Genomic DNA, 22167 nt, shown 5'->3' on the forward strand with positions numbered 1-22167 from the left:
ATTACAAAAACTGGGATGCGAACTAAGGCAAAATGCCTAAGCGTCGCGGGATGGAGCAGCCCGGTAGCTCGTCAGGCTCATAACCTGAAGGTCGTCAGTTCAAATCTGACTCCCGCAACCAAATTACCGCAATAAAAACAACGCCTTACGCCTCGCATCTGCGGGGCTTTTTGCGTTCCGACTTTGGCGTGTCCGGCTGGTGTCCGATTTGAGCCCAACTTCTAAATCTCCTCAACAACACAAAAAGAGGGTGACCCACTACACCATTTTTGAAGTTCGGCGTCCACTCTGTGATGACTATCCTACATTCAGGCACAGAAAAAATCCGAGAATTCAGAATTGGTGCGGTTTGGTGAAAAGGCTGATACATCATTTAACACAGCGGTTAACTAAAGCTGTGTTTGTAGACGGGCGATGGAGAAGTGTCGGGACATTATAGTCACTGACAAACTTCGCTCATACGCCGCCGCGATGAACGTGATTGGTAACGCGGCGAAACGGGTCGTTGGAAAAACAATCGCGCTGAGAATTCACACTTGCCGTTCCGACGACGAGAACGTGCCATGCAGCGCTTCCGCCGAATGCGAAGTTTGCAGAAATTTACCTCCGTTCATGCATCCGTTTTCAACCACTTCAATCAGGAGCGCAGCCTTTCCCAAAGAGATCATTTCAAAGCCAATCGCACTGCCGCGCTCACAGAGTGGCGCGGTCTTTGTGCGGCATAAACGGGCAGGGGTACTGGCCTGGCTGAGAGCGTATTCGAGTTTGTCTGACACCACCCAGATGACGGCTAAATTGAAGGCGCAAAACCTAAAATCAATTGCCGTAATCCTGTCGCTGCTCCGATTATAATGCAGACCAATGTGAGTGGCGCGCTATAGGCGAGCACAGAAAACGCCGAGAGCCCTTGCCCGACACTGCAACCCACTGCAACCACCGCGCCTATGCCCATTAGTGCCGCGCCTAGAATTTGACGGCGAAGCTCTCGTGGATCATCACAAGCTTCCCACCTGAAATGCCCTTTGTATAGGCTACCCAAGAGCGCGCCGAAAAGGACGCCAACAACAGAGCCAGTTCCAAAACTGATAGAGTTTCCTGAAGACGTCATTGCGTAAAGAAGTGTTTCTCCGATCGGTGCGGAGAATGTGTGGCTGACAACAGGCGTCGCCTCATACCCATTACTTGCAACCCATTGTGTTCCAGCCCATCCAGAAACTATTGCGAGCCCCGAGATTGCACCCCAAAAAACATGGTTGAACGAGCTGCGTAAGCTTCGGTTAAATAGCGTCACGACTAATATCAAGGATCCAAGAACGATCCCTGCCGTCTCAACCGAAGTTCCGCTAACTTGAGAAATTGAGTGTGCAAATGTTTGAATTTGGTCTGAAGGCTCTGATCCCCCAAACGCCCAAATTCGCAGACCCGAAAGTGGGCCACCTAAAGTCGCATAAGCGGACACGCCCATAATCAGCACAATGAGGAGGGAACGCAGATCTCCTCCACCTACCCGAGCCAACGCCCCGTAGCCGCAGTTCCCAGCCAAAGCCATCCCGTACCCAAAGATTAATCCTCCGACGATGCTTTCCAAGGGGTTCCAGCTTCGTGAGAGATAGAGCGTCTGTTGCAAGTCCAAAAAACCGAGTGACGACAATCCATATGTACCGATGATTGAAACGCCGATAGCAATGCCCCACATGCGCAAGCGGAGTGTATTTTCTCCGTAGAAGAGATCTTCGATGGCTCCAAGTGTACAAAATCTACCAATGCGCGCAGCTAGGCCGAGGAGAACACCGCCGAATAGGCCTGTTAGGGCAACAAGAACGGGTTCAGATATCAGATCAAGCATAGGGACGCTCGTTCTGCGCACGCCGTACCAAAAAGGTTGGATTTCTCACTTTTCGCGACAGAACAGATCGTAGACGACTTCCATGATCTGTTTGGACCGTTCATCAGTCAAACTGTAGTAGATGGTTTTCCCATTACGCCGTGGCGTGACCAAGCCTTCTAGGCGTAAACGCGACAGTTGTTGAGATACCGCAGCCTGTCTTGCTGATAGAAGGTCTTCGAGTTCTGTTACGGATTTTTCACCTGATGCGAGATGACACAAGATCATCAGGCGCCCCTCGTGGCCGATAGCTTTAAGAAAATTGGACGCTAGCATGGCATTTGCAGCCATTTTATCCATATCATCAGCGCACATGTTAGTATCGAAAACTGGTAAACCCATATTTTCCTCAGTTTTTAAAAAAATCCGGCCTCAAAGCCATGATAGTTAAATCATATACTTGCCCTAGCTCGTTACATCAATATCGGATCGAAAAAGCATTTGTTCTAGCAAACCCCAGAAAAAATCTTCACCGGGATAACCTTCGATACGAGAAGCTTCTTGACCGTCTACCATTAGTACGAAAGTGGGAGTAAAGTTTAGTCTACGTTCGAAAATCATGCCTTCAGGTCGAGCAGCATGAATATCGATGCGCTGTAGCGGCGCAGCTTTTCCTTCATTCGTTTTTGGATAGATATGCGCAATTTCATCGTTCCAACGGGCACACCAAACGCACCCTTTCTCTTCTACCATTACCAAAACTGTGTCAGCAGCCGCTGCAATTGCCGAAGAAAGCGCCAAAAAGCCGCTGAAAATGAGAGGGCGGAAAAACATGCCAAATTGACCTTTCTTTATCAACAACATAACTTAATATGAATATGTGAATAATACAAGGACACATGGCTGTCATGATGGAAATCACTTACCTAGGTGCAGTTTTTGCGGGATTGTTGTCATTCCTGTCGCCATGTATCCTCCCGATAGTCCCATTTTACCTTAGTTATCTGGCTGGCGTCGGAATGAACCAGATCTCGACTGACGCTAAAATTGACTCGAAAACGCGAACCCGCGCCGTGTTGGCCGCCTGCTTTTTCGCAGCCGGTGTCATAACAATTTTCATGGGGTTGGGGGCGGCAGCTACAGTCTTTGGGCAAGCGGTGCGCGAATATTTCGACATCCTTAGGTGGATTGCTGCTGCAATCATTATCGCGATGGGGCTACACTTTCTAGGGTTCATCCGCATCGAATTTTTGTATCGCCAGTTGCGAGCGGATGCGGGTGACACGTCAAATGTTAGCTTGTTTGGTGCTTATGTGATCGGGCTTGCGTTTGCGTTTGGTTGGACACCTTGCGTCGGGCCGGTTCTTGCTGCGATTTTGTTTACTGCAGCGGGTGCCGATACTGCTTCAACCGGGGCGGGGCTGCTCTTCGTGTACGGGCTAGGAATGACTATGCCGTTTATTTTAGCAGCGCTATTTATTGGACCATTCATGCGCTGGATGATCCGTTTTCGCCGTCACCTCGGTTTAATTGAGAAGGTTATGGGCGCGATGTTGATACTGTTTGGCGTTTTGATTGCAACCAACTCGGTAAACTATATCGCTCAATGGATGCTCAAAGTTGCACCAGACCTTTGGCTCTTACTCTAAATCTAGCTCTAATTTTAAAACTGGAGGATATCTAATGAAGACCTTTTTCGTAGCATGTGCCGTTTTCATAATGACGACATTGAATACGTTTGCGGCCGAGGTTGGAGACGATGGCCTACACAAAGCACCATGGATGCGCGATACGTTTAAAGATCTCGCAGAGGACTTGGCGGAAGCGAACGCTGACGGAAAGCGCCTGATGGTAATGATTGAACAGCGTGGATGCATCTATTGCAAGAAGATGCATGAGGAAGTGTTCTCAGCGAAAGAAATAACGTCCTACATTACGGACAACTACTTTGTTGTTCAAATCAACATGTTTGGTGATGTTAAGGTTACAGATTTTGACGGTACGGTGCTGCCTGAAAAAAATATGGTTAAGAAATGGGGCGTGTTATTTACCCCGACGATCCTGTTTTTCCCTGAAGACGTGAGTACTGATACCTCTGCAGTTCTAGCAGCAGTTGCAACGATGCCGGGCGCATTTAGCCGAAGTACGACCTTTGATTTGCTCAACTGGGTAGTCGGAAAAGGATACGACGGGGACGAAAGCTTCCAGAAATATCATGCTCGCAAAGTTGGCGACCGTTCAAAGTGATCGTTCAGAGTTCTAGCGCAGCGTTTTCATATGGTATAATTCAAACAGTTGAATTTGATGTTGCGTCGCTATAACTCTGTGCGCTAGGGTACTTTAAGATTTAGTGTTTGGGAGGACGCATGAGGATTCTTATTACAGCCGTTGTTCTAGCGGGGGCAGTCACTTCATCTGCGTATGCAGAAGATGTTCTGCCAACAGCGGTAAGCTTTACTGAAGGCTCCGTGGAACTGTCATTGTCTGGTGTTGCCGGTGATGCCGCAAGCGGGCGCAAGATTGTGGGTGACAAGAAGCAGGGTAATTGTGTTGCTTGCCATCAAGTTTCTGATCTGGCCGATGTTCCTTTTCAAGGTGAAATTGGGCCTATGTTAGATGGCGCGGGTGAGCGTTGGTCTGAAGCGGAGCTTCGCGGGATTGTAGCAAATGCGAAGATGACGTTCGAAGATAGCATGATGCCGTCATTTTATAAAACCGAAGGCTTCATCCGGCCTGGTAAAGCGTACACTGGGAAGGCTGCTGATGACACATTCGGTCCGCTTCTAAGTGCACAGCAAATCGAAGATGTTGTGGCCTATTTGTTCACACTAAAAGAATAATCGGGCCCGTAGGGGATTGAAGGAGAGAGAAGAATGGAACTGACTAGACGTAATGCAATCCTAATGGGGGCGGGTGCTTTTCTCGCCGCTGGAATGCCATTTCGCGCGTCGGCTGCTACAGAGGACGCAATCACTGCGTTTACTGGAGGCGCGGATGTAGGGGCTGGTGATATCAATTTGACGGCGCCTGAGATCGCGGAGAATGGAAATACAGTACCAATCGAAGTGTCATCCGTTACTGCCGTAGAAATCATGGTTTTGGCGACAGGCAACCCAACGCCAAGTGTAGCTACGTTTAAGTTCGGAAAGCTTGCGGCATCCCGCTCTGCGTCGACACGTATTCGTTTGGCTGGAACGCAGGACGTTGTTGCGATTGCCAAGCTTGAGGACGGCTCTTTCGTTCAAGCGTCAAGCACTGTCAAAGTTACAATCGGCGGCTGCGGCGGCTAAAGTATTCAAGGAGAAATAACATGGCATCTGGTGTAAAACCTCGCGTCAAAGTCCCAAAAACGGTAGCTGCTGGTGATTCTATCACAATCAAAACGCTGATCAGCCACAAGATGGAATCAGGTCAACGCAAAGATGGTGATGGTAATATCATCCCCCGTTCGATCATCAATCGCTTCACCTGCGACTTCAACGGTGAGAACGTTGTGGACGTTACTTTGGAGGCGGCCATTTCAACCAATCCATATATCGAGTTTGAATCTCTTGTCCCCGAAGCCGGTGAATTCAAATTTACTTGGTATGATGATGATGGCTCGGTTTATGAAACGGCAAAAAAGATCGCAATCGGCTGAACCAATAGTCTTGGGAGGGACATCATGAACAAATTGACAGGCGCCATTCTGGCGACATTGTTGACAACGACGGTAACCTATGCGGATCCGGCTGATGACAAATTAATTCTGAATGAAGAAACTGAATTGGTTACAAGAACTGCGGCGCCTGCCCATGTATCTGAAGCTCTTGATGAAGTGATGTCGGGCTGGTTATTCCGCGGCAAAGAAACCCGTGCGATGCAAGCCGATGATTTCGACAACCCGGGTATGATTTTTGTCGAGAAAGCACAGGATGCTTGGGCGACGAATGAAGGAACTGAAGGCAAATCTTGCTCATCTTGCCACAACGATATGGACAGCATGGCGGGTGTCAAAGCGACTTATCCTAAGTGGAATGAGTCTGCCGGCGAAGTTCGCACATTGCAGATGCAGATGAATGATTGTCGTACCAACCGCATGGGTGCCGAAGCGTGGAAATACGATAATGGCGATGCTATTAACATGGAGGCTGCATTGTCCGCTGTGTCACGCGGCTTGCCAGTTAACGTCGCCATCGATGGCCCCGCTCAATCCACCTGGGAAACGGGTAAAGAGTTGTATTATACTCGTACTGGCCAGCTTGAGTTGTCTTGTGCAAATTGCCATGAAGAGAACTATGGTAATATGATCCGTGCGGATCACTTGAGCCAAGGTCAGGTTAACGGTTTCCCTGTGTATCGTTTGAAAAACACAAAGCTGAATGGGGTGCAATCACGCTTTAAAGGGTGTGTTCGAGATACACGCGCCGAAACATACAGTCCCGGTAGCCCAGAGTTTATTGCGCTTGAGCTATATGTCACTTCACGTGGCAATGGTCTGAGTGTCGAAGGACCCTCCATCAGAAACTAATCTTTCTAACAGCCCCAGCTAAATTTAGGCTGGGGCTGTTTTTTCTAATTACATGCACAAATTCGCATATGTGCGCATGATCTGGAGATACCAATGATTTCTCGCCGTGATTTTCTGCAAACGACGATGGCAGCAGCCGCCCTCTATGGAACATCAGGTTTCGAAAACTGGGGTAGAGTGGCCGCTCAACAGTTGCTAACGCAGGACAAATTACTCGAATTTGATACCTATGGAAACGTTTCGTTGATCCACGTGACCGATATTCATGGCCAGCTAGTCCCACACTTTTTTCGGGAACCATCAGTAAATATCGGCGTAGGCAGCAATAAGGGCGCAGTTCCGCATGTTACTGGTTCGGACTTTAGAAAGCTCTATGGTATTGAAGATGGGAGTCCCTCTGCCTACGCCCTGAGCTACAATGACTTTGCGTCGTTGGCTAAGGGGTATGGCCGCATTGGCGGAATGGACAGGGTGGCGACTGTTATAAATTCAATTCGCGCAGATCGCCCAGATGCATTGCTGCTCGACGGCGGAGATACATGGCACGGCAGCTACACTTGCTATCAGACTGAAGGCCAAGACATGGTCAATGTCATGAACTCGCTAAAGCCTGACGCGATGACTTTCCATTGGGAATTCACACTAGGTTCGAAGCGCGTCAACAAAATAGTTGAAGATTTACCCTTCGCAGCTCTTGGACAGAATATTTTTGATGCAGAGTGGGACGAACCTACAGACCTCTTTCCGCCCTACAAGTTTTTTGAGAGCGGCGGGATCAAAATAGCAGTAATCGGACAAGCGTTTCCCTATATGCCCATCGCGAACCCAGGTTGGATGTTCCCAGAGTATTCTTTTGGCATTAGGGATGAGCGGATGCAGGAGATGGTTAACGAAGTACGCGCAGCAGGTGCTGAATTGGTTGTCTGCCTGAGTCATAACGGTTTTGATGTAGATAAAAAAATGGCAGGCAAGGTTAAAGGTATCGACGTTATCCTTTCCGGCCACACCCACGACGCCCTTCCTGAACCGGTTTTGATTGGTGAGACAATCATCGTAGCGTCTGGTTCTACTGGTAAGTTTGTAAGTCGTGTCGATCTCGATGTTCGGGATGGCCGCATGATGGGCTTCCGACACAAACTTATCCCAATCTTTTCGGATGTCATTACCCCTGATCCTACAGTTACAAAACTTATTCAGGAGCAACGTGCACCTTTTGCGAGCGAACTATCCGAAGTAATTGGTAAAACGGCCGAAGACCAGACCCTCTATCGTCGTGGGAATTTCAATGGCACTTGGGACGACCTGATTTGTGATGCGCTCATCTCTGAGCGGGAGGCGGATATTGCTCTTTCTCCAGGTGTACGTTGGGGCCCTTCCATTTTGCCTGGCCAAGACATCACGCGTGAGGATATCTGGAATGTGACATCAATGACTTATGGTAAAGCCTACAGAAACGAAATGACTGGTGAATTCCTCCATGTTATCTTGGAAGATGTCGCTGATAACCTGTTCAATCCAGATCCGTATTACCAGCAGGGTGGGGATATGGTGCGTGTAGGTGGTCTCGGGTACCGAATTGATGTCACTAAACCACAAGGCTCGCGCATAACGGAAATGACCTTGCTCAAAACCGGTGAGTTGATTGATCCGACCAAGACTTATCAGGTCGCCGGCTGGGCATCCGTCAATGAAGGGACAGAAGGCCCGCAAATTTGGGATGTTGTTGAATCGCATATCGCCAAGCAAGGCATCATCTCTCTTGACCCAAACAACAGTGTTAAAGTGGTTGGCGCCTAGGCCAGCTTCTAATTGGAGGCATCTGATATGTCAGGTAAAAATATAGGAAATGGGTCATCACGGCGCGCTTTTTTGCGTGGCGCTGCGGCGGCAGGAACAGGGGTTCTAACCGCGAGTGCCACCAAAGCACAAACCGCTGATCCATTGATAACTGATTTGCAAACTTGGGCTCAAGAGTTTGGCGATGGCGTAGATGTAACGCCTTACGGACTGCCTATTGAGCACGAAGGTGATGTCATTCGCCGCAATGTGGATTGGCTGACGGCGGACACTGTGAGTTCAATAAACTTCACGCCAATTCATGCGCTCGACGGGACGATCACGCCCCAGGGCTGTGCATTTGAACGTCATCATTCTGGTGCAATTGATCTAAACAAAGAAGACTACCGGCTTATGATCAACGGCTTAGTTGATAACCCGCTAGTTTTTTCTTATGCGGATCTGGAGCGTTTTCCCCGCGAAAATCATGTGTATTTTTGTGAATGTGCTGCCAACACCGGTATGGAGTGGGCTGGCGCTCAGCTAAACGGCGCCCAGTTTACCCATGGTATGATCCACAACATGGAATACACTGGTGTGTCACTGCGCACTTTGTTGGAAGAGGCAGGTCTGGATACCGCTGGCGACCTCAACGACAAATGGGTGTTTGTTGAAGGTGCTGATGCATCCTCAAATGGACGGTCGATTCCAATGGAAAAAGCACTCGATGATGTGCTGGTTGCCTTCAAAGCGAACGGCGAGGCGCTGCGCAAAGAGCATGGCTATCCTGTCCGCCTCGTTGTCCCTGGTTGGGAAGGCAACATGTGGGTCAAATGGATTCGCCGTATTGAGGTCATGGATGGCCCTGTCGAGAGCCGCGAAGAAACTAGCAAATACACCGATGTTTTGGAAAATGGCGTCGCGCGCAAATGGACTTGGGCAATGGATGCAAAATCTGTTGTGACCAGCCCCAGCCCACAATCCCCGATTACCCACGGTAAAGGCCCGCTTGTCATTACGGGCTTGGCGTGGACTGGTCGCGGTGCGATCACCCGCGTGGACGTGTCCAAAGACGGTGGGGAAACGTGGGAAACAGCGCGGCTTGCAAAGCCCGGTGAGAAGATGGCGATGACACGCTTCTATCTCGACATCGATTGGGATGGCTCAGAAATGATGCTCCAATCGCGTGCGATGGATGATACTGGATATGTCCAACCCACCAAAGCGCAATTGCGTGAGGTGCGGGGCCTAAACTCAATTTATCACAACAACTGCATTCAAACTTGGTTGGTACGCTCTAGTGGTGAGGCTGAAAATGTCGAAGTTTCTTAAATCTGCGTTTCTTTCAAGTGTGGTTGCATTGACCTCAGGCTCGGCGCTTGCTGACAAGTTTGGTTTAGGGCGGACTGCATTGCCCGAAGAAATTGCCGCTTGGGATGGTGACGTCCGACCCGATGGAACGGGTCTGCCCGAAGGTTCTGGCGACGCGATTGTAGGCGAGGAAGTCTTCGCAGACCAATGTGCTGCCTGCCATGGTGATTTTGCAGAAGGTATCGGCAACTGGCCTAAACTGGCAGGCGGTGCTGATACGCTAGACCACGATGACCCCCTTAAAACTGTGGGCTCTTACTGGCCGTATTTGTCGACATCCTTTGACTACATCAAACGCTCAATGCCTTACGGTAATGCGGGGACACTGACAGATGATGACGTCTATTCCATTGTTGCTTATATCCTCTATTCGAACGATTTGATCGAAGATGATTTCGTGCTCTCGAAAGAAACTTTCTTTGATGTGGAAATGCCTAACGCGGAGGGCTTCATTGTCGATGATCGCTCTGAGACCGAGTATTCTCTATGGACCCGCGAGCCATGCATGGTGAACTGTAAAGACGAAGTCAAAGTAACTATGCGCGCGATGGTGTTGGACGTGACTCCTGTGGAAGAAAGCGCAACCGTACAGAGTGAGGTCAAAACTACAGACGAAGAAGTGGAACAGGTCGTGCCTGCCGAAGCTGCCGCAGCGTTTGATGCTGATTTAGCTGCTAAAGGCGAGAAAGTCTTCAAAAAATGTAAAGCCTGTCACCAGATTGGCGAGGGTGCAAAAAACAAATCGGGGCCGATTTTAACAGGGGTGTATGACAATCCTGCTGGTGCGGTAGATGGATTTAAATACTCCAAAGCGTTGCGAACTGTCGCTGAGAATGGGCTAGTGTGGACCGACAACGAATTAGTCGCTTTCCTAGCTAAACCAAAGGCTTACTTGAAAGGTACAAAGATGTCGTTCTCTGGTCTCAAGAAAGAGGCTGACCAATTGGCTATAGTTGAATTCCTCAAGTCGATTGAGAATTAGAAACCTGACTTGATGAATTGACGCTTGTACGAATAATTCGGCTCAAATTACAAACCTAACAGGCCACAGTTAGTGGCCACTAAAACAGGGAGATACGATGAAACACTTCAAAATTTTAGGAGCGATTATCTTTGCGATGTTCACTGTCACAGGCGCATTTGCACAAGACGGCCTGGCGGATCATAAATTAGCGCTACAGATCAGCGATAACGACCCGCAAAAAATGACCACCGTCTTGAATGTTGCGGCGAATGTGACGCGCTATTACGAAAGCATTGGTGAAACTGTCGAAGTCCGCATTGTGGCATTCAACGCTGGCTTGCACATGCTGCGAACAGACACATCACCCGTGTTAGAGCGCTTGGAATCATTTGGCGCATCAATGCCCAACGTTACTTTTGCAGCATGTGGAAATACGATAACTGGCATGACCAAGAAAGAAGGAAAACCTACTCCAATTGTTGAGATTGCGGAGCACGTGCCTGCAGGAGTAGTTGATCTAATCTCACTCAATGAAAACGGATGGACGATTATTCGCCCCTAAGAGATACCAATCGAGATTTTACTAGGATCAGCCGACCAAAAGGAGAAAGAACTGATGAAATTATTTTTGCTAAGTGGAGTGTTAAGTCTTGCGATCACAGGGTTTGCCCTCGCAGATGAAACATCAACTGCTTATAATTTTGACGGTAGCTTTGAGGACGCAACATTTAGTGTCGAAAGTGCTATTGTTGGCAAGGGACTAGTAATTGACTATGTCAGTCACACTGGAGAAATGTTGAGCCGAACCGGTGCGGATGTTGGCAGCAATGTAAAACTTTTTGATAACGCTGATATATTCGTTTTTTGTTCCGCGGTTTTGTCGAGAAAAGTTATGGAGATTGACCCGATGAACATCGCACATTGCCCTTATGGGGTATTTGTTGCGGAGCGCGAGGGCAAGGTAATGGTCGGATTTCGCAACTACCCCGAAGGGGAAATGCAAGAAGTGCAAACCCTACTGGACGAAATAGTCCAAGAAGCGGTGGGGGAATAATGAACTATCAGGCTTTTTTCAAAGATGCGCTGAATCGATTGCAAGACCAAGGTAACTACCGGACTTTTGCGGAACTCGAACGCCATTGTGGGGCTTTCCCGCGGGCGACATCACATGGCAAAGCAAGCGCTGATGTCACAATTTGGTGCTCGAACGATTATCTTGGAATGGGTCAACACCCGAAAGTTCTTGAGGCCATGCACGAAGCAATCGATCGTTGTGGAGCAGGGGCTGGCGGCACGAGAAATATTTCAGGCACAACGCACGATCATGTTCTGCTTGAGGTTGAGTTGGCGGATTTGCATGGGAAAGAAGCGGCCCTTCTTTTTACATCTGGCTATGTGTCAAATTCGGCAGCAATAAGTACTTTAGCCGGTCGTATCCCTGATTGTGTGATTTTGTCAGACGCTCTTAATCATGCTTCGATGATTGAAGGTATACGCCATTCTAAAGCTAAGAAATTGATTTGGCAGCACAACGACTTGGCTGATTTAGAGGCCAAGCTGGCCTCGTTGCCGTTGGACCGCCCCAAGATGATTGCGTTCGAAAGCGTCTACTCTATGGATGGAGACATCGCGCCGATTGCAGAAATTTGTGATCTGGCGGATAAATACAACGCGATGACCTATCTGGATGAGGTTCACGCGGTTGGCCTTTATGGGCCAAGAGGTGGCGGTATTTCTGAGCGTGAAGATCTGATGGATCGTCTTACAGTGATCGAAGGAACTCTTGGAAAAGCGTACGGTGTAATGGGTGGCTATATTGCGGCCTCCGCCGAACTTTGTGATTTTATCCGTAGTTTTGCCAGTGGGTTCATTTTCACAACAGCGATCCCGCCAGCTGTTGCTGCGGGTGCCGCGGCTTCAATTCGACATTTGAAGAGCAGCAACATAGAACGAGACGCGCAAAAGGAAAAAGTGGCCCAAGTCAGAAAAAGGCTTGATGCGCTAGGGATTCCACACGTCGAAAATCCAAGTCACATTATTCCAGTGATGGTTGGTGACCCAGTGAAGTGCAAATATATTTCCGACGTTTTGTTGCAGAATTACGGTGTTTATATACAACCGATCAACTATCCAACTGTGCCCAAAGGGACCGAGCGTCTGAGGATTACACCGTCGCCCGTTCACTCGGACGCGGACATTTTGCACCTGACTGAAGCTTTAGGTGAGCTTTGGGAGCAGTGCCAGCTGGCGCGCATGCCTCTCGCTGCGCAATAGATGAAAGGGTTTCCCGATCTTCCGCCGTTATGGTGGTTAGGTAGCATTGGGCTTATCTATCTTGGCAAATATCTACTTCCGGGATGGCATTTCACATTGTTTGTTCTCAATGTCGTGTCTTGGCTATTTTTGGTTGCGGCCCTAGGGCTAATAGGCAGGTCGACCCTTTGGTTTTTCCGCAAGAAAACTCCTATCGAACCCAATCATCAGCCAAAAGACTTGATCGTAGAAGGGCCTTACCAGCTATCTCGTAATCCGATATATCTGGCTCTTGTGATGTTGACTATCGCTTCCGCAATTGGACATGGCTCCGTCCTTGGCATTGGCGCGGCTATGCTGCTTTGGAAGGTTCTTGACCGAAGATTTGCTGAACCAGAAGAGGAAGATATACGCCTAGCATTTGGTCAGGCTGCTGAACAGTATTTCAAGCAAACACGTCGCTGGTTCTGATTGTAGACTTGATCAAGGGTATAAGCGGTAATTTATACACTCTAAGTTACGCCAAATGTGGCGATTTTCTGCGGCGAAGGTCGAAGTCGATTGCGAGTTGCATGATAGTTGCTCCGACCCACATTGACAACAGGGCAAGCCATGCGGTGAGTGCAAAGATGGAGCCACCAGACATCCCGGCCCCGACGGCGCAGCCGCCTGCCAGCATGCTCCCAAAGCCCATGAGAACACCGCCAACGAGATATCTTTCCATCGGCATGTCGGGCCCAAATCTTTGAATACGGGCTTCCTTGGTAAAAACCGCCATTGCTAAAGCGCCCAAGAATACTCCTGGCACCAATCCGGAACCAAACCCCAAAGGAAGGTTTCTTTCATTAATCAATCCCATCAACGTATCCGCAGATGGGCCTGTAAACGTGATTGATGAAATTGCGACGACTTCATACGATGCTTGAGAGACGAAATATGTGCCTAGCCATCCGAGCCCTACTGCGAAGCCAACTAAAAGGGCAGCAATGATCCGGGAGGTTTTGCATGTCTTCTTCCATGCGAACCAGACTGAAATGACGAGCACCAGAAACGCGATATAAAAAACAATCTGAGGCGAAACTTCAACGTATGATAGAAGGTCGCGTGAAGGCCCACTGGATATAGTCCAAAGTGAATTCAATGCTTCACGGGCTGGCGCAAGTACACCGCGAAGCGACGCCTGTGCAGTTAAAGTAAGAACTAAGCCGGTAACGATTGCACGAAGATTTCCTGTTGCAGAAAGAACCAACAATCGGCTGGCACAGCCACGGGCAAGAATCATGCCAGTGCCGAACAATAGACCACCAATTATGGCGCCAGATAGGCTGCCAGTTGTGGAAATCTGGCGGGCCTGTGAAATGTCGAGATATTCGAAAGCTACAAAGAGTTGTACACTAGCGACTGCTGCACTAAAGGCCACGAACCACGTCGCTATATTTACATCCCAAACTCGCTCTGAAAATTCAATTGTGGCCGAACGCAAGCAAAAACGTGAATGCTGGGCAGCAGCGCCAAAGAGAAGCCCAACACCTAAGGCTATGCCAAACAGAACCCCGCCTTCGCCGAAGTTATCAATTAATTGTTCCATATCCGTGTCGCTCCTGATCTGGCCCAATTTTGGTAAGTTGAGCAGCTTGTTAGCGCCATGACGCAGGTCAATGGAGTGTATCCACGCCTCATAGCTTCCTCGCAAGATAAGGAGATTCTCCTAGCCCATTACTCTCAGTCCGAAAGCGGCTTGAGCAGACATAGCGCCGGTACTGCAAAACAAAATAGTTTTTTTGGTTTTTGGGGATTTCATCTATTCGTGAGAAGACGGTTCGCCATTCGATATGAATTGCACCCTCAATTGTCGATTCCGCGAACTCTTCCGCAGTTCGGGTGTCGATAAACACGAAGCTCTCGAATAGATCACTTGTGACCTGTGCTGGGACTATAACTCCGGCGTCATAGGTCGCAAAATCGGTATAGTCCGTCATTGCTTCTAGAACCTCATCTTGGGCGAAGACAGAGCCCGGTAGCATTGAAAATAGTGATGCGAGAACGAGGTTTCTCAAAAGCTCTAATCCTTTTCTGATATCGATGCCGTGTATTTTTTGTGGGCAATAATGACATTAACAACAGGAAGTTCACGTGCTATCCAACCCGGTGCCTTTCCATTTCCAAACATCCCTTCAGAAATATCAATGATGCCTAGGAGGCCATTATTTTCGAGAACACTAGCCACATAATTGCTGCGCCCCCCCGTGGCGCAAATGAGGGCCACATCTTTGTCGGGGTATCGCTTGAGAATGTTTTGTAAGTTCTCGCCAAAGCTGGGATCATGCAGTGTAACTGGCCACGCGCCCTTTGGAACACCAGTCTCCTCCCATTCCGCAGGGCTTCTAATGTCGAGGATGATCAGGTCGCCACTCAGTGCTGCGGGATATGCCTCACTCGCGCTCATCTTCTGGGTTTGTGCAAAAACCGTGGCTGTTGTTATCATTAGGAAAACCGCGGCCCCTAAGACTACTAAATAGACAATTTGCAGCTTGTGGAGCCATGCTTTTGATTTAGGCACTTCCACTACTCAAACTCCATTTGTTCATAAACGCGGCCTGCGTTCTTTGTTGCAAGCTCTTCGAACGTGTCTAGATGAGCGTAGGGAGATTGATCCAAATAATATGCATCAGCCAAATCACCGCCATCGTCTAGGTGGGTTCCTATTTTTTCGCGTAAATAGATCAAGTAGTCGCGGGTGTATCGGCGTACTTGATCCATATTCGTCGGATGGCCATGACCTGGAATAACGTATATCGCTTTCAGCGGTTCAAATTCAGTATCCCAGGTTTCGATCCAATCAGCGGTCATTGTATGCTCAAAAATGGGAAGCATACGTTCGTGAAAGGCCATGTCACCCGCTATCACCAGGTTTTTCTGAGGGAGCCAAACCACAATATCACCAGGACTATGAGAGGGCCCGAGGTAGCGGGCTTCAATCTTCATCCCCCCCATATCAACAGAATAGACGTCTTCAAACGTTTCACTTGGTGCGACAACCCTGGTCTTGTCAGCGCGTTCCTTTAAACGCGTTTGCGCGGCTCTCAGAGATTGCCCGCCTTGTTCTTCAAACTCGTGAGCCGCTTTGGTGTGAGCCACGATCTTCACACCTTGATCTGCCCAGTACCCGTTACCAAGCATGGCATGACCTTGCCCGTTTTCGTTGAAAACCAGCTTTACAGGCTGGCTAGTAACCGCCTTAATCTCCTGATGAAGGGCCGCAGCTAGTCGATAAGATCCGCCAGCATTCACAACAACAACACCATCACCGGTGACAATGAAACTGAGATTATTGTTATGCCCCGCATTTTCGTAAGTTGGTGGTGCGGTTGCCCCGATTGCTGAAAAAACGCCGGGAATAAACTCAACGGGTTTGGAATACAGGACCGAGCCAGGGTATTGGTCCGCTATGTCTTCACTGGCAAAAGAAGGTGTGGCGCACAAGAATACTATGAAAGCGATTGATTTCATTGCTATGCCTCCGGGACGAAAACGTAGCCATCAGACACCTTGTCAACATAACCAATGCCGTTTCCTGATAGGTGGTATCCGATCACGCGCGTCTTTTCGTTAGCCAATTGATCCAAAAGTGTGATCCGCGTCGCTGCCGCAGTCTCTTGATCTTGATCTGAACCAGAATTCCAAGCCGGCTTAGCAAATGCGATGTGATCGTTGCCAATGCAGTCGCCCAATATCATCAAAGACTCAGACCCTTGGCGAACTTCAAAGGCCGTATGACCAGGAGTATGCCCAAAGGTCGAACGGGCCATTACACCGGTCATGATTTCGTCGCCTGCTGCGAAGAATTCGATTTGATCTTCGATCATCTCGAGGCGGCGCTTGGCGCCGACCGCGAACGAGGTACGTGCTTCGCCAATCTCGTCAATCGTGTTGGGATTCATCCAGTAGTCCCACTCTGTTTTGCCTATCATGTAGCTAGCTTCTGGGAATAAGGGGTCGTCAAAATCATCAAGTAGACCCCACAGATGATCGGGATGCGCATGGGTAAAGATGATATCGGTCACATCTTCTGGTGCCACTTCAAGGGCTTCCAGTGAGTTTATGAGGATACCAGAATTGGGAGAGAAATCTGGGCCGGATCCAACATCGAACAACACCGTCCTATCCCCATGACGCATCAGCGTCACGTTGCAAGGAGGGGTCAATACTTCAAACGATTGACCATATTTTTCGAGAATTGGTAGCAGTTTTTCTTTCGACATCGGCTCGAAGATGAAACTTCCGGGAAGAGTCAAATTGCCGTCGCTGACAACATCGATTTTGACATCACCAAATGCCACTTGCGCATGCGTCGAGCCGACCTGCAATCCGAGTGCGCCTCCGGCCGTCAATGCAGCACCGCCCGCAAGAAAGTTTCGTCTAGGAAATCTCATCACACCCTCCAATAATTCTTTTATCTGAATATGAATGATTGTTCTGAATTCAGCAAGCCATATTGCTCGCAAAGCCAATACCGATGGCTAATGATAACATTTGAGTTTGTTTTTTGTTAAACGCAAACAAACATTGCAATATGTGTAAATATTAAACTACGGTTTTCTCAACAAACTGAAAGTGAGCACGATGAACTTGAAGAAAAAGCGTAGAGTCCAAATCATTCTTGTGGCCGTCCTTGGACTTGCAACTGCCACAGGGCTGATTGGTTACGCTATGAAAGACGGGATCAACTTCTTCCGGTCTCCAACGCAGGTGGTAGAAACGCCCCCATCGCCTCATGAAACATTTCGGATTGGTGGGTTGGTCGAAGAAGGTTCCCTAAAAGTTGTCGGCGACGCGGCAGTGATCTTTCGAGTTACCGATGGGAATGCGTCTGTGTCAGTAGCTTATAAAGGAATCCTGCCTGATTTATTCAAAGAGGGGGAGGGAATGATCGGCTCCGGAAGGCTGATAGATGGCACATTCCAAGCAACCGAAATCCTTGCTAAACATGATGAGAACTACATGCCAGTGGAAGTAATAGACGCGCTCAAGGCTCAAGGTGTGTACCAGGGGGCTCTCGAAATCCCGTCAGAGCCGCTTGAAATGGGTGCGACGGGAGCTGGAAATGATTCCTGAACTTGGCCAATTTGCCCTCACACTTGCGCTAATTACTGCTGTTGTGCAGGGAATTTTACCAATATGCGGTGCGGCTCTAAACAATGTCCTTTGGATGCGCAGCGCGACCTCCACCGCTTTACTCCAGTTTATTCTGATCGCAATTGCGTTTGGGGCCCTCATGCGATCATTTGTTGTCAGCGACTTCTCGGTTTTGAACGTCGTTGAAAACTCTAATTCTCAAAAGCCGATGCTGTTTAAAGTGGCTGGAACATGGGGCAGCCATGAAGGCTCGCTCTTGTTATGGATACTTATTCTGGCGCTTTTTGGTGCGGCGGTCGCAGTGCTTGGTCGAAACATTCCAACAGGTCTTAAAGCCCGCACATTAAGTGTTCAGGCATGGATCAGTATCGGCTTCCTAAGTTTCATGCTTTTCACATCGAACCCGTTTGATCGCGTATTTCCAGCCCCACTGGACGGCAACGACCTTAACCCGCTTTTACAAGATATTGGGTTAGCAATGCACCCGCCGCTTCTTTATCTTGGGTATGTTGGCTTCTCAATTGTCTTCAGCTTTGCGGTTGCTGCATTAATTGAAGGGCGGGTCGATCCGGCATGGGCACGATGGGTCAGGCCATGGGCATTGGCAGCATGGGTTGCGCTGACAGGGGGCATCGCACTGGGCTCATGGTGGGCATATTATGAACTTGGTTGGGGCGGATGGTGGTTTTGGGACCCAGTTGAGAACGTTAGCTTTATGCCATGGCTCTTAGGAACCGCGCTCTTGCATTCGGCCATTGTGACGGAGAAACGGGGTGCGTTCAAAAGCTGGACCATCCTGTTGGCCATCCTAACGTTTTCCCTATCACTTTTAGGCACATTCATCGTGCGTTCAGGCCTTCTGACTTCGGTCCATGCATTTGCGGTAGATCCGGAGCGGGGGATATATATCCTTGGTCTACTAACCGTTTCCATCGGAGGTTCGCTGACTCTCTATGCCGCTCGTGTACATAAGATGGAACCTGGAGGGCTTTTTGCACCAATCAGCCGAGAAGGCGGACTGTTGATAAATAATTTGCTCCTTACGTTGGCAACAGCAACGGTTTTGTTTGGAACGCTTTATCCCTTATTCCTAGAAGGTCTAACGGGAGACAAAATTTCTGTAGGACCGCCCTTTTTTAATTCTAGTTTCATCCCCATCATGTTGCCACTGGTCATTATTATGGGGTTTGGGCCGTTTCTATCGTGGAAACGTTCGGACTTAGCCGGGGTCATCAGTAGGCTAAAATGGGTTGTTTTGATCGCTTGGGTCTCTGCGCTTGTTGTTTGGTATATCCAGACTAAGGGGCCTGTGCTGGCTGTAGTATCGATGGCAATTGCTGTCTGGCTTTTAGCGGCGACTTTGTTGGAGTGGTCTTCAAGGATCAAGCTAGGGCAGGTCGCGCTGTCTGAGAACCTAGACCGACTGCGTAGAGTACCTCGTTCAGCACACGGGATGACAATGGCACATGCAGGTCTCGCAATCTGTATGTTTGGCTTCGTAGGTTCATCAGCATGGAAATCTGAACAGGTCCTATTTGTTGAAGCGGGCACTCAAGTCCAGATAGCTGGATTTGATGTGACTTTCGAAGGGGTGGAACCTGTACAAGGACCAAACTATCTTGCCAATGTTGGTGTCTTGAATGTGGTCCGGAATGGCCGCCCAGTTACAGTTTTGCGTCCCGAACAGCGCAGTTATCCGGTTGCACAATCTCAAACAACCGAAGCCGCAATCAGATCGACCCCTGCCGGAGACCTATATGCTTCAATCACTGAGCCTGTCAATCAAGATGTCGATGGGCAATGGACCTTACGGATTCTGTACGAACCGCTTGTTGGCTTAGTATGGATGGGTTCACTGATGTTGGTCTTGGGGGGGCTTCTGTCGTTGTCAGATCGCCGATTGAGGGTGGGGGCGCCTAAGCGCAAAGTACACTTTACAGTAAAACCTTTAGCCGCGGAGTAGACCTTGTATAGATTTCTTCCATTGCTCCCATTATGTGCCGCAGTAGGGATTGGCGTAGCAGGCTGGTGGGGTCTTAACTCTGATCGTGATCCAAACGCAATTCCTTCGGTTCTCATTAATAAGCCTGTTCCAGAATTTGAGTTGCCCGCAATTTTGGGAGCCGAAACACCTGGTTTGGCAACTCAAGATTTTGGGAATAACCAAGAGCCAATTCTGGTCAATTTTTTTGCGTCGTGGTGCGTCCCTTGTCGTGCAGAACACGCAGTTCTTACTCGTATGGTACGAGACGATAATTTGAATTTGGTCGGGATCAATTACAAAGATAAGCCTGCAATGGCTGCCAAATGGCTTGCGGAACTCGGCAACCCTTATGGTCGTATTGGATCCGATCAAACAGGTCGGGCTGGAATCGAGTGGGGAATATCTGGTGTTCCCGAGACATTTGTTGTGGGGTCTGACGGAAAAGTGCTCTTTCGCTATGTTGGCCCGATTTCCAGCGATGCGGCTTTGGAAAAAATTCGCGAAGCCCTCGCAGTTGCAGGGAATAGCAAGCCATGATAAGATTTTTTCTAATCCTCATATTTTGCGCATCGGCTGCAAGCGCTGTAGAGCCTGATGAGATTCTCTTCGATCCAGTTCTGGAGACCCGCGCACGTAGTATTTCGGCGAACCTGCGCTGCGTTGTTTGTCAAAATGAGCCTATAGATACTTCAAATGCTGGCGTCGCAAGAGATTTGAGGTTGCTGGTTCGTGAACGATTGCTCCTAGGGGATACCGATAAGCAGGTCTATGATTACGTTGTTGCTCGATATGGCGACTATGTATTGTTCAAGCCCCCGTGGAAGCCGACGACCTATGCACTTTGGTTGACCCCAATTGCGTTCGCCATCCTCGGTATTTTTTTGGTGTTGTTGATCTTAAGGCGCTCAAGCAAGGGGCTTTCTACCGTTGAGGTCTTGAGCGCCGAAGAGGTGACGCAGTTGTCTGACATCTCAAACGACCACGCAGCTAGAGGCACTGAATGATTTACTTTTTGGGTTCTTTTCTAATTGTCATGGTCCTTTTTGCCTTCGTAGTTCCGATTATAAAAAACAGACAAGGCATGGTCTCACATGCAGACAGTGCGCAGGCTATGTGGCAGGATCAATTGGATGAGGTGAATCGCGATGTGAAGCGGGAGTTGATTTCTGCGGAAGACGGGCGTTCAGCAACAGTTGAAATTCAGCGTCGGATAATCGCCACGCATCGGGAACAACCGCCAGCTTCCAACTCCGAAAAATCGGGTGCGTGGGCGATGATCTCCGCAGCTATTTTCGTACCGGTAGCTGCAACAGTCCTGTACCTAAATATTGGATCACCAACGATCCCAAGTATTGTATTCGCTGACCGAAGTGAAGAACAGGAAGTTGTTGCCAAGCAAGAGGATTTGAAACAGCGTCTCTTGTTGCAGCTTGAATCAGAGGAGAATGGTGGTTCGACAGAAGGGTGGTTGCTTTTGGCAAATGCCTACATGGGAATGAAACAATACGCTCAAGCTGTGGATGCATACAGTCGAATTCTTGAGCGGGACGAGGCAACTTTCCTTGAGTTTGCGCTGTTCGCAGAAGCCTCGATTTTGCGCGAAAATGGAATTGTGTCACCGACTGCGGAAAAGGCACTGGACCGGTCTATGCAAATGTCTCCTGGAAATGTTGTCGGCATCTACTATAAGTCGGTTGCGTTAGCACAGGCGGGCCAGATTGATGCCGCGTTTTCTTTGTTGACCTCTCGACTCGCCACTGCAGAAGGACTTTTTGATTGGATGGATTCCTTTGTAGCTCAGGCAAATTTCTATGGGGCAAAGCTTGGGAGGGCACCAATTTCCCTCTCTGATTATGCCCCCATTCTAAGGGGACCAACGGCAGAGGATATTGACAGAACGTCGGACATGTCAGTCGAAGATAGAAACGCATTTATTCTCTCAATGGTTGAGAGATTGAGGGCAAGACTCGAAGATGAGCCTAACGATTTGGATGGGTGGTTAATGTTAGCACGCGCCTTTACTGTGTTAGGTGACCAGCAACAGGCCCTTCGGGCATACCGTCATTCTGAGCCATTGGTTGCGCCATTGCCAGATGGCGACCAGCGGAAGATTTTAGTTAACCGGAAATTACTTATAGCCCAGTAACCTCAGATAAAGTTTTGTCACCAAGCGCGGCGACAGGTTAAAGTTGTCAGTTTCTGCACCATGCACATTTCGACACTAAGGGCGGCGGGATCAACTGATCGACGCAACACACTGGGCGAACTTCTCAGCTGGGGTTTGATATTGCAAGGTCTTGCGGGGTCGTTCGTTCAACTGTCTGGCAATAGCGCTGAGTTTGGCTTGC

General features: G+C 49.0%; 26 protein-coding genes, 1 tRNA gene and 2 pseudogenes. 20 read left to right on the plus strand and 9 right to left on the minus strand.

Features of this window, described 5'->3' with window-relative positions:
• Positions 1–44: 44 nt before the first annotated feature.
• Together AB9F26_RS20835 and AB9F26_RS20840 are read left to right on the plus strand one after the other, a co-directional pair.
• Positions 45–121, plus strand: a tRNA-Met gene (locus tag AB9F26_RS20835).
• Between the two features lie 311 nt (positions 122–432).
• Positions 433–725 (plus strand): annotated as a pseudogene (locus AB9F26_RS20840) (DDE-type integrase/transposase/recombinase); the annotation flags it as partial.
• A 65-nt stretch (positions 726–790) separates the two neighbouring features.
• On the opposite strand, the gene AB9F26_RS20845 reads toward AB9F26_RS20840, so the two are convergent.
• The 3 genes from AB9F26_RS20845 to AB9F26_RS20855 all read right to left on the minus strand — a co-directional run bounded on the left by AB9F26_RS20845 (position 791) and on the right by AB9F26_RS20855 (position 2659).
• Entirely contained in the window at positions 791–1846 is a 1056-nt protein-coding gene (locus AB9F26_RS20845) for a YeeE/YedE family protein (RefSeq protein WP_369768994.1), read from the minus strand.
• 45 nt (positions 1847–1891) lie between these two features.
• Positions 1892–2227 (minus strand): ArsR/SmtB family transcription factor, encoded by a 336-nt coding sequence (locus tag AB9F26_RS20850; protein ID WP_369758113.1) that lies wholly within the window; start codon positions 2225–2227, stop codon positions 1892–1894.
• Positions 2228–2290: 63 nt separating this feature from the next.
• Complete coding sequence (locus tag AB9F26_RS20855) at positions 2291–2659, minus strand: hypothetical protein (protein WP_369758114.1); 369 nt, start codon at positions 2657–2659, stop codon at positions 2291–2293.
• 74 nt (positions 2660–2733) lie between these two features.
• Between AB9F26_RS20855 and AB9F26_RS20860 the strand changes: the two genes are divergently transcribed.
• The 13 genes from AB9F26_RS20860 to AB9F26_RS20920 all read left to right on the plus strand — a co-directional run bounded on the left by AB9F26_RS20860 (position 2734) and on the right by AB9F26_RS20920 (position 13170).
• Positions 2734–3474, plus strand: coding sequence for a cytochrome c biogenesis CcdA family protein (locus AB9F26_RS20860; protein WP_369758115.1), 741 nt, complete (start codon positions 2734–2736; stop codon positions 3472–3474).
• Between the two features lie 34 nt (positions 3475–3508).
• Positions 3509–4072 carry a thioredoxin family protein gene (locus AB9F26_RS20865; RefSeq protein ID WP_369768995.1) on the plus strand — a complete coding sequence of 188 codons (564 nt, stop codon included), beginning with the start codon at positions 3509–3511 and terminating at the stop codon, positions 4070–4072.
• 119 nt (positions 4073–4191) lie between these two features.
• Positions 4192–4665 (plus strand): sulfur oxidation c-type cytochrome SoxX, encoded by a 474-nt coding sequence (soxX, locus tag AB9F26_RS20870; RefSeq protein ID WP_369768996.1) that lies wholly within the window; start codon positions 4192–4194, stop codon positions 4663–4665.
• 33 nt (positions 4666–4698) lie between these two features.
• A complete protein-coding gene (gene soxY / locus AB9F26_RS20875) occupies positions 4699–5115 on the plus strand; it encodes a thiosulfate oxidation carrier protein SoxY (protein WP_369768997.1) in 417 nt (138 codons plus the stop codon).
• A gap of 20 nt (positions 5116–5135) precedes the next feature.
• Positions 5136–5465: a thiosulfate oxidation carrier complex protein SoxZ gene (gene soxZ / locus AB9F26_RS20880; RefSeq protein WP_369758119.1), complete on the plus strand. Its 330-nt coding sequence runs from the start codon at positions 5136–5138 to the stop codon at positions 5463–5465.
• A gap of 24 nt (positions 5466–5489) precedes the next feature.
• Positions 5490–6335 carry a sulfur oxidation c-type cytochrome SoxA gene (soxA, locus tag AB9F26_RS20885; RefSeq protein WP_369768998.1) on the plus strand — a complete coding sequence of 282 codons (846 nt, stop codon included), beginning with the start codon at positions 5490–5492 and terminating at the stop codon, positions 6333–6335.
• 93 nt (positions 6336–6428) lie between these two features.
• Complete coding sequence (soxB, locus tag AB9F26_RS20890) at positions 6429–8132, plus strand: thiosulfohydrolase SoxB (protein WP_369768999.1); 1704 nt, start codon at positions 6429–6431, stop codon at positions 8130–8132.
• 27 nt (positions 8133–8159) lie between these two features.
• Positions 8160–9443, plus strand: coding sequence for a sulfite dehydrogenase (gene soxC, locus AB9F26_RS20895; protein WP_369758122.1), 1284 nt, complete (start codon positions 8160–8162; stop codon positions 9441–9443).
• The gene (locus tag AB9F26_RS20900) at positions 9427–10464 is read left to right on the plus strand and encodes a c-type cytochrome (RefSeq protein ID WP_369758123.1); all 1038 of its coding nucleotides are present in this window, start codon (positions 9427–9429) and stop codon (positions 10462–10464) included. Before soxC ends, AB9F26_RS20900 begins: the two co-directional genes overlap by 17 nt.
• A gap of 97 nt (positions 10465–10561) precedes the next feature.
• Positions 10562–11008: a hypothetical protein gene (locus AB9F26_RS20905; protein ID WP_369758124.1), complete on the plus strand. Its 447-nt coding sequence runs from the start codon at positions 10562–10564 to the stop codon at positions 11006–11008.
• 54 nt (positions 11009–11062) lie between these two features.
• On the plus strand, positions 11063–11500 hold the full coding sequence (locus AB9F26_RS20910; protein ID WP_369758125.1) for a DUF302 domain-containing protein: 438 nt from the start codon (positions 11063–11065) through the stop codon (positions 11498–11500).
• Entirely contained in the window at positions 11500–12720 is a 1221-nt protein-coding gene (gene hemA, locus AB9F26_RS20915; RefSeq protein WP_369769000.1) for a 5-aminolevulinate synthase, read from the plus strand. Before AB9F26_RS20910 ends, hemA begins: the two co-directional genes overlap by 1 nt.
• Positions 12721–13170 carry an isoprenylcysteine carboxylmethyltransferase family protein gene (locus AB9F26_RS20920; protein ID WP_369769001.1) on the plus strand — a complete coding sequence of 150 codons (450 nt, stop codon included), beginning with the start codon at positions 12721–12723 and terminating at the stop codon, positions 13168–13170. It begins immediately after the preceding gene.
• A gap of 46 nt (positions 13171–13216) precedes the next feature.
• On the opposite strand, the gene AB9F26_RS20925 is transcribed toward AB9F26_RS20920, so the two are convergent.
• From AB9F26_RS20925 to AB9F26_RS20945, 5 genes are all read right to left on the minus strand, one after another.
• On the minus strand, positions 13217–14287 hold the full coding sequence (locus AB9F26_RS20925) for a YeeE/YedE family protein (RefSeq protein WP_369758128.1): 1071 nt from the start codon (positions 14285–14287) through the stop codon (positions 13217–13219).
• A gap of 88 nt (positions 14288–14375) precedes the next feature.
• Positions 14376–14723 carry a rhodanese-like domain-containing protein gene (locus AB9F26_RS20930; protein WP_369769004.1) on the minus strand — a complete coding sequence of 116 codons (348 nt, stop codon included), beginning with the start codon at positions 14721–14723 and terminating at the stop codon, positions 14376–14378.
• Positions 14724–14761: 38 nt separating this feature from the next.
• Positions 14762–15184 (minus strand): rhodanese-like domain-containing protein, encoded by a 423-nt coding sequence (locus AB9F26_RS20935; protein ID WP_369758129.1) that lies wholly within the window; start codon positions 15182–15184, stop codon positions 14762–14764.
• A gap of 80 nt (positions 15185–15264) precedes the next feature.
• A complete protein-coding gene (locus tag AB9F26_RS20940; RefSeq protein WP_369758130.1) occupies positions 15265–16209 on the minus strand; it encodes an MBL fold metallo-hydrolase in 945 nt (314 codons plus the stop codon).
• Between the two features lie 2 nt (positions 16210–16211).
• Positions 16212–17132: an MBL fold metallo-hydrolase gene (locus AB9F26_RS20945; RefSeq protein WP_369758137.1), complete on the minus strand. Its 921-nt coding sequence runs from the start codon at positions 17130–17132 to the stop codon at positions 16212–16214.
• 190 nt (positions 17133–17322) lie between these two features.
• Between AB9F26_RS20945 and ccmE the strand changes: the two genes are divergently transcribed.
• The 5 genes from ccmE to ccmI are packed head-to-tail and all read left to right on the plus strand — an operon-like array spanning position 17323 to position 21965.
• Positions 17323–17814 carry a cytochrome c maturation protein CcmE gene (gene ccmE, locus AB9F26_RS20950; protein ID WP_369769002.1) on the plus strand — a complete coding sequence of 164 codons (492 nt, stop codon included), beginning with the start codon at positions 17323–17325 and terminating at the stop codon, positions 17812–17814.
• Positions 17804–19798, plus strand: a complete 1995-nt coding sequence (locus AB9F26_RS20955) for a heme lyase CcmF/NrfE family subunit (RefSeq protein WP_369758132.1) — start codon at positions 17804–17806, stop codon at positions 19796–19798. The genes ccmE and AB9F26_RS20955 overlap by 11 nt, the downstream gene beginning before the upstream one ends.
• 3 nt (positions 19799–19801) lie before the next feature.
• The gene (locus tag AB9F26_RS20960) at positions 19802–20356 is read left to right on the plus strand and encodes a DsbE family thiol:disulfide interchange protein (protein ID WP_369758133.1); all 555 of its coding nucleotides are present in this window, start codon (positions 19802–19804) and stop codon (positions 20354–20356) included.
• Positions 20353–20823, plus strand: a complete 471-nt coding sequence (locus AB9F26_RS20965; RefSeq protein WP_369758134.1) for a cytochrome c-type biogenesis protein — start codon at positions 20353–20355, stop codon at positions 20821–20823. The genes AB9F26_RS20960 and AB9F26_RS20965 overlap by 4 nt, the downstream gene beginning before the upstream one ends.
• Positions 20820–21965: a c-type cytochrome biogenesis protein CcmI gene (ccmI, locus tag AB9F26_RS20970; RefSeq protein WP_369769003.1), complete on the plus strand. Its 1146-nt coding sequence runs from the start codon at positions 20820–20822 to the stop codon at positions 21963–21965. The genes AB9F26_RS20965 and ccmI overlap by 4 nt, the downstream gene beginning before the upstream one ends.
• A 90-nt stretch (positions 21966–22055) precedes the next feature.
• Here the strand turns inward: ccmI and AB9F26_RS20975 are convergent.
• Positions 22056–22167: pseudogene (locus tag AB9F26_RS20975) on the minus strand (IS30 family transposase); the annotation flags it as partial.

Source organism: Falsihalocynthiibacter sp. BN13B15 (assembly GCF_041205415.1).
Lineage (GTDB): Bacteria > Pseudomonadota > Alphaproteobacteria > Rhodobacterales > Rhodobacteraceae > Falsihalocynthiibacter > Falsihalocynthiibacter arcticus.

What these genes read in the sequence shown, in the direction of transcription:
- AB9F26_RS20845 (WP_369768994.1), bottom strand. Translation starts at nt 1,846, where the DNA reads ATGCTTGATCTGATATCTGAACCCGTTCTTGTTGCCCTAACAGGCCTA.
- AB9F26_RS20850 (WP_369758113.1), bottom strand. Translation starts at nt 2,227, where the DNA reads ATGGGTTTACCAGTTTTCGATACTAACATGTGCGCTGATGATATGGAT.
- AB9F26_RS20855 (WP_369758114.1), bottom strand. Translation starts at nt 2,659, where the DNA reads ATGTTTTTCCGCCCTCTCATTTTCAGCGGCTTTTTGGCGCTTTCTTCG.
- AB9F26_RS20860 (WP_369758115.1), top strand. Translation starts at nt 2,734, where the DNA reads ATGATGGAAATCACTTACCTAGGTGCAGTTTTTGCGGGATTGTTGTCA.
- AB9F26_RS20865 (WP_369768995.1), top strand. Translation starts at nt 3,509, where the DNA reads ATGAAGACCTTTTTCGTAGCATGTGCCGTTTTCATAATGACGACATTG.
- soxX (WP_369768996.1), top strand. Translation starts at nt 4,192, where the DNA reads ATGAGGATTCTTATTACAGCCGTTGTTCTAGCGGGGGCAGTCACTTCA.
- soxY (WP_369768997.1), top strand. Translation starts at nt 4,699, where the DNA reads ATGGAACTGACTAGACGTAATGCAATCCTAATGGGGGCGGGTGCTTTT.
- soxZ (WP_369758119.1), top strand. Translation starts at nt 5,136, where the DNA reads ATGGCATCTGGTGTAAAACCTCGCGTCAAAGTCCCAAAAACGGTAGCT.
- soxA (WP_369768998.1), top strand. Translation starts at nt 5,490, where the DNA reads ATGAACAAATTGACAGGCGCCATTCTGGCGACATTGTTGACAACGACG.
- soxB (WP_369768999.1), top strand. Translation starts at nt 6,429, where the DNA reads ATGATTTCTCGCCGTGATTTTCTGCAAACGACGATGGCAGCAGCCGCC.
- soxC (WP_369758122.1), top strand. Translation starts at nt 8,160, where the DNA reads ATGTCAGGTAAAAATATAGGAAATGGGTCATCACGGCGCGCTTTTTTG.
- AB9F26_RS20900 (WP_369758123.1), top strand. Translation starts at nt 9,427, where the DNA reads ATGTCGAAGTTTCTTAAATCTGCGTTTCTTTCAAGTGTGGTTGCATTG.
- AB9F26_RS20905 (WP_369758124.1), top strand. Translation starts at nt 10,562, where the DNA reads ATGAAACACTTCAAAATTTTAGGAGCGATTATCTTTGCGATGTTCACT.
- AB9F26_RS20910 (WP_369758125.1), top strand. Translation starts at nt 11,063, where the DNA reads ATGAAATTATTTTTGCTAAGTGGAGTGTTAAGTCTTGCGATCACAGGG.
- hemA (WP_369769000.1), top strand. Translation starts at nt 11,500, where the DNA reads ATGAACTATCAGGCTTTTTTCAAAGATGCGCTGAATCGATTGCAAGAC.
- AB9F26_RS20920 (WP_369769001.1), top strand. Translation starts at nt 12,721, where the DNA reads ATGAAAGGGTTTCCCGATCTTCCGCCGTTATGGTGGTTAGGTAGCATT.
- AB9F26_RS20925 (WP_369758128.1), bottom strand. Translation starts at nt 14,287, where the DNA reads ATGGAACAATTAATTGATAACTTCGGCGAAGGCGGGGTTCTGTTTGGC.
- AB9F26_RS20930 (WP_369769004.1), bottom strand. Translation starts at nt 14,723, where the DNA reads ATGCTACCGGGCTCTGTCTTCGCCCAAGATGAGGTTCTAGAAGCAATG.
- AB9F26_RS20935 (WP_369758129.1), bottom strand. Translation starts at nt 15,184, where the DNA reads ATGATAACAACAGCCACGGTTTTTGCACAAACCCAGAAGATGAGCGCG.
- AB9F26_RS20940 (WP_369758130.1), bottom strand. Translation starts at nt 16,209, where the DNA reads ATGAAATCAATCGCTTTCATAGTATTCTTGTGCGCCACACCTTCTTTT.
- AB9F26_RS20945 (WP_369758137.1), bottom strand. Translation starts at nt 17,132, where the DNA reads ATGAGATTTCCTAGACGAAACTTTCTTGCGGGCGGTGCTGCATTGACG.
- ccmE (WP_369769002.1), top strand. Translation starts at nt 17,323, where the DNA reads ATGAACTTGAAGAAAAAGCGTAGAGTCCAAATCATTCTTGTGGCCGTC.
- AB9F26_RS20955 (WP_369758132.1), top strand. Translation starts at nt 17,804, where the DNA reads ATGATTCCTGAACTTGGCCAATTTGCCCTCACACTTGCGCTAATTACT.
- AB9F26_RS20965 (WP_369758134.1), top strand. Translation starts at nt 20,353, where the DNA reads ATGATAAGATTTTTTCTAATCCTCATATTTTGCGCATCGGCTGCAAGC.
- ccmI (WP_369769003.1), top strand. Translation starts at nt 20,820, where the DNA reads ATGATTTACTTTTTGGGTTCTTTTCTAATTGTCATGGTCCTTTTTGCC.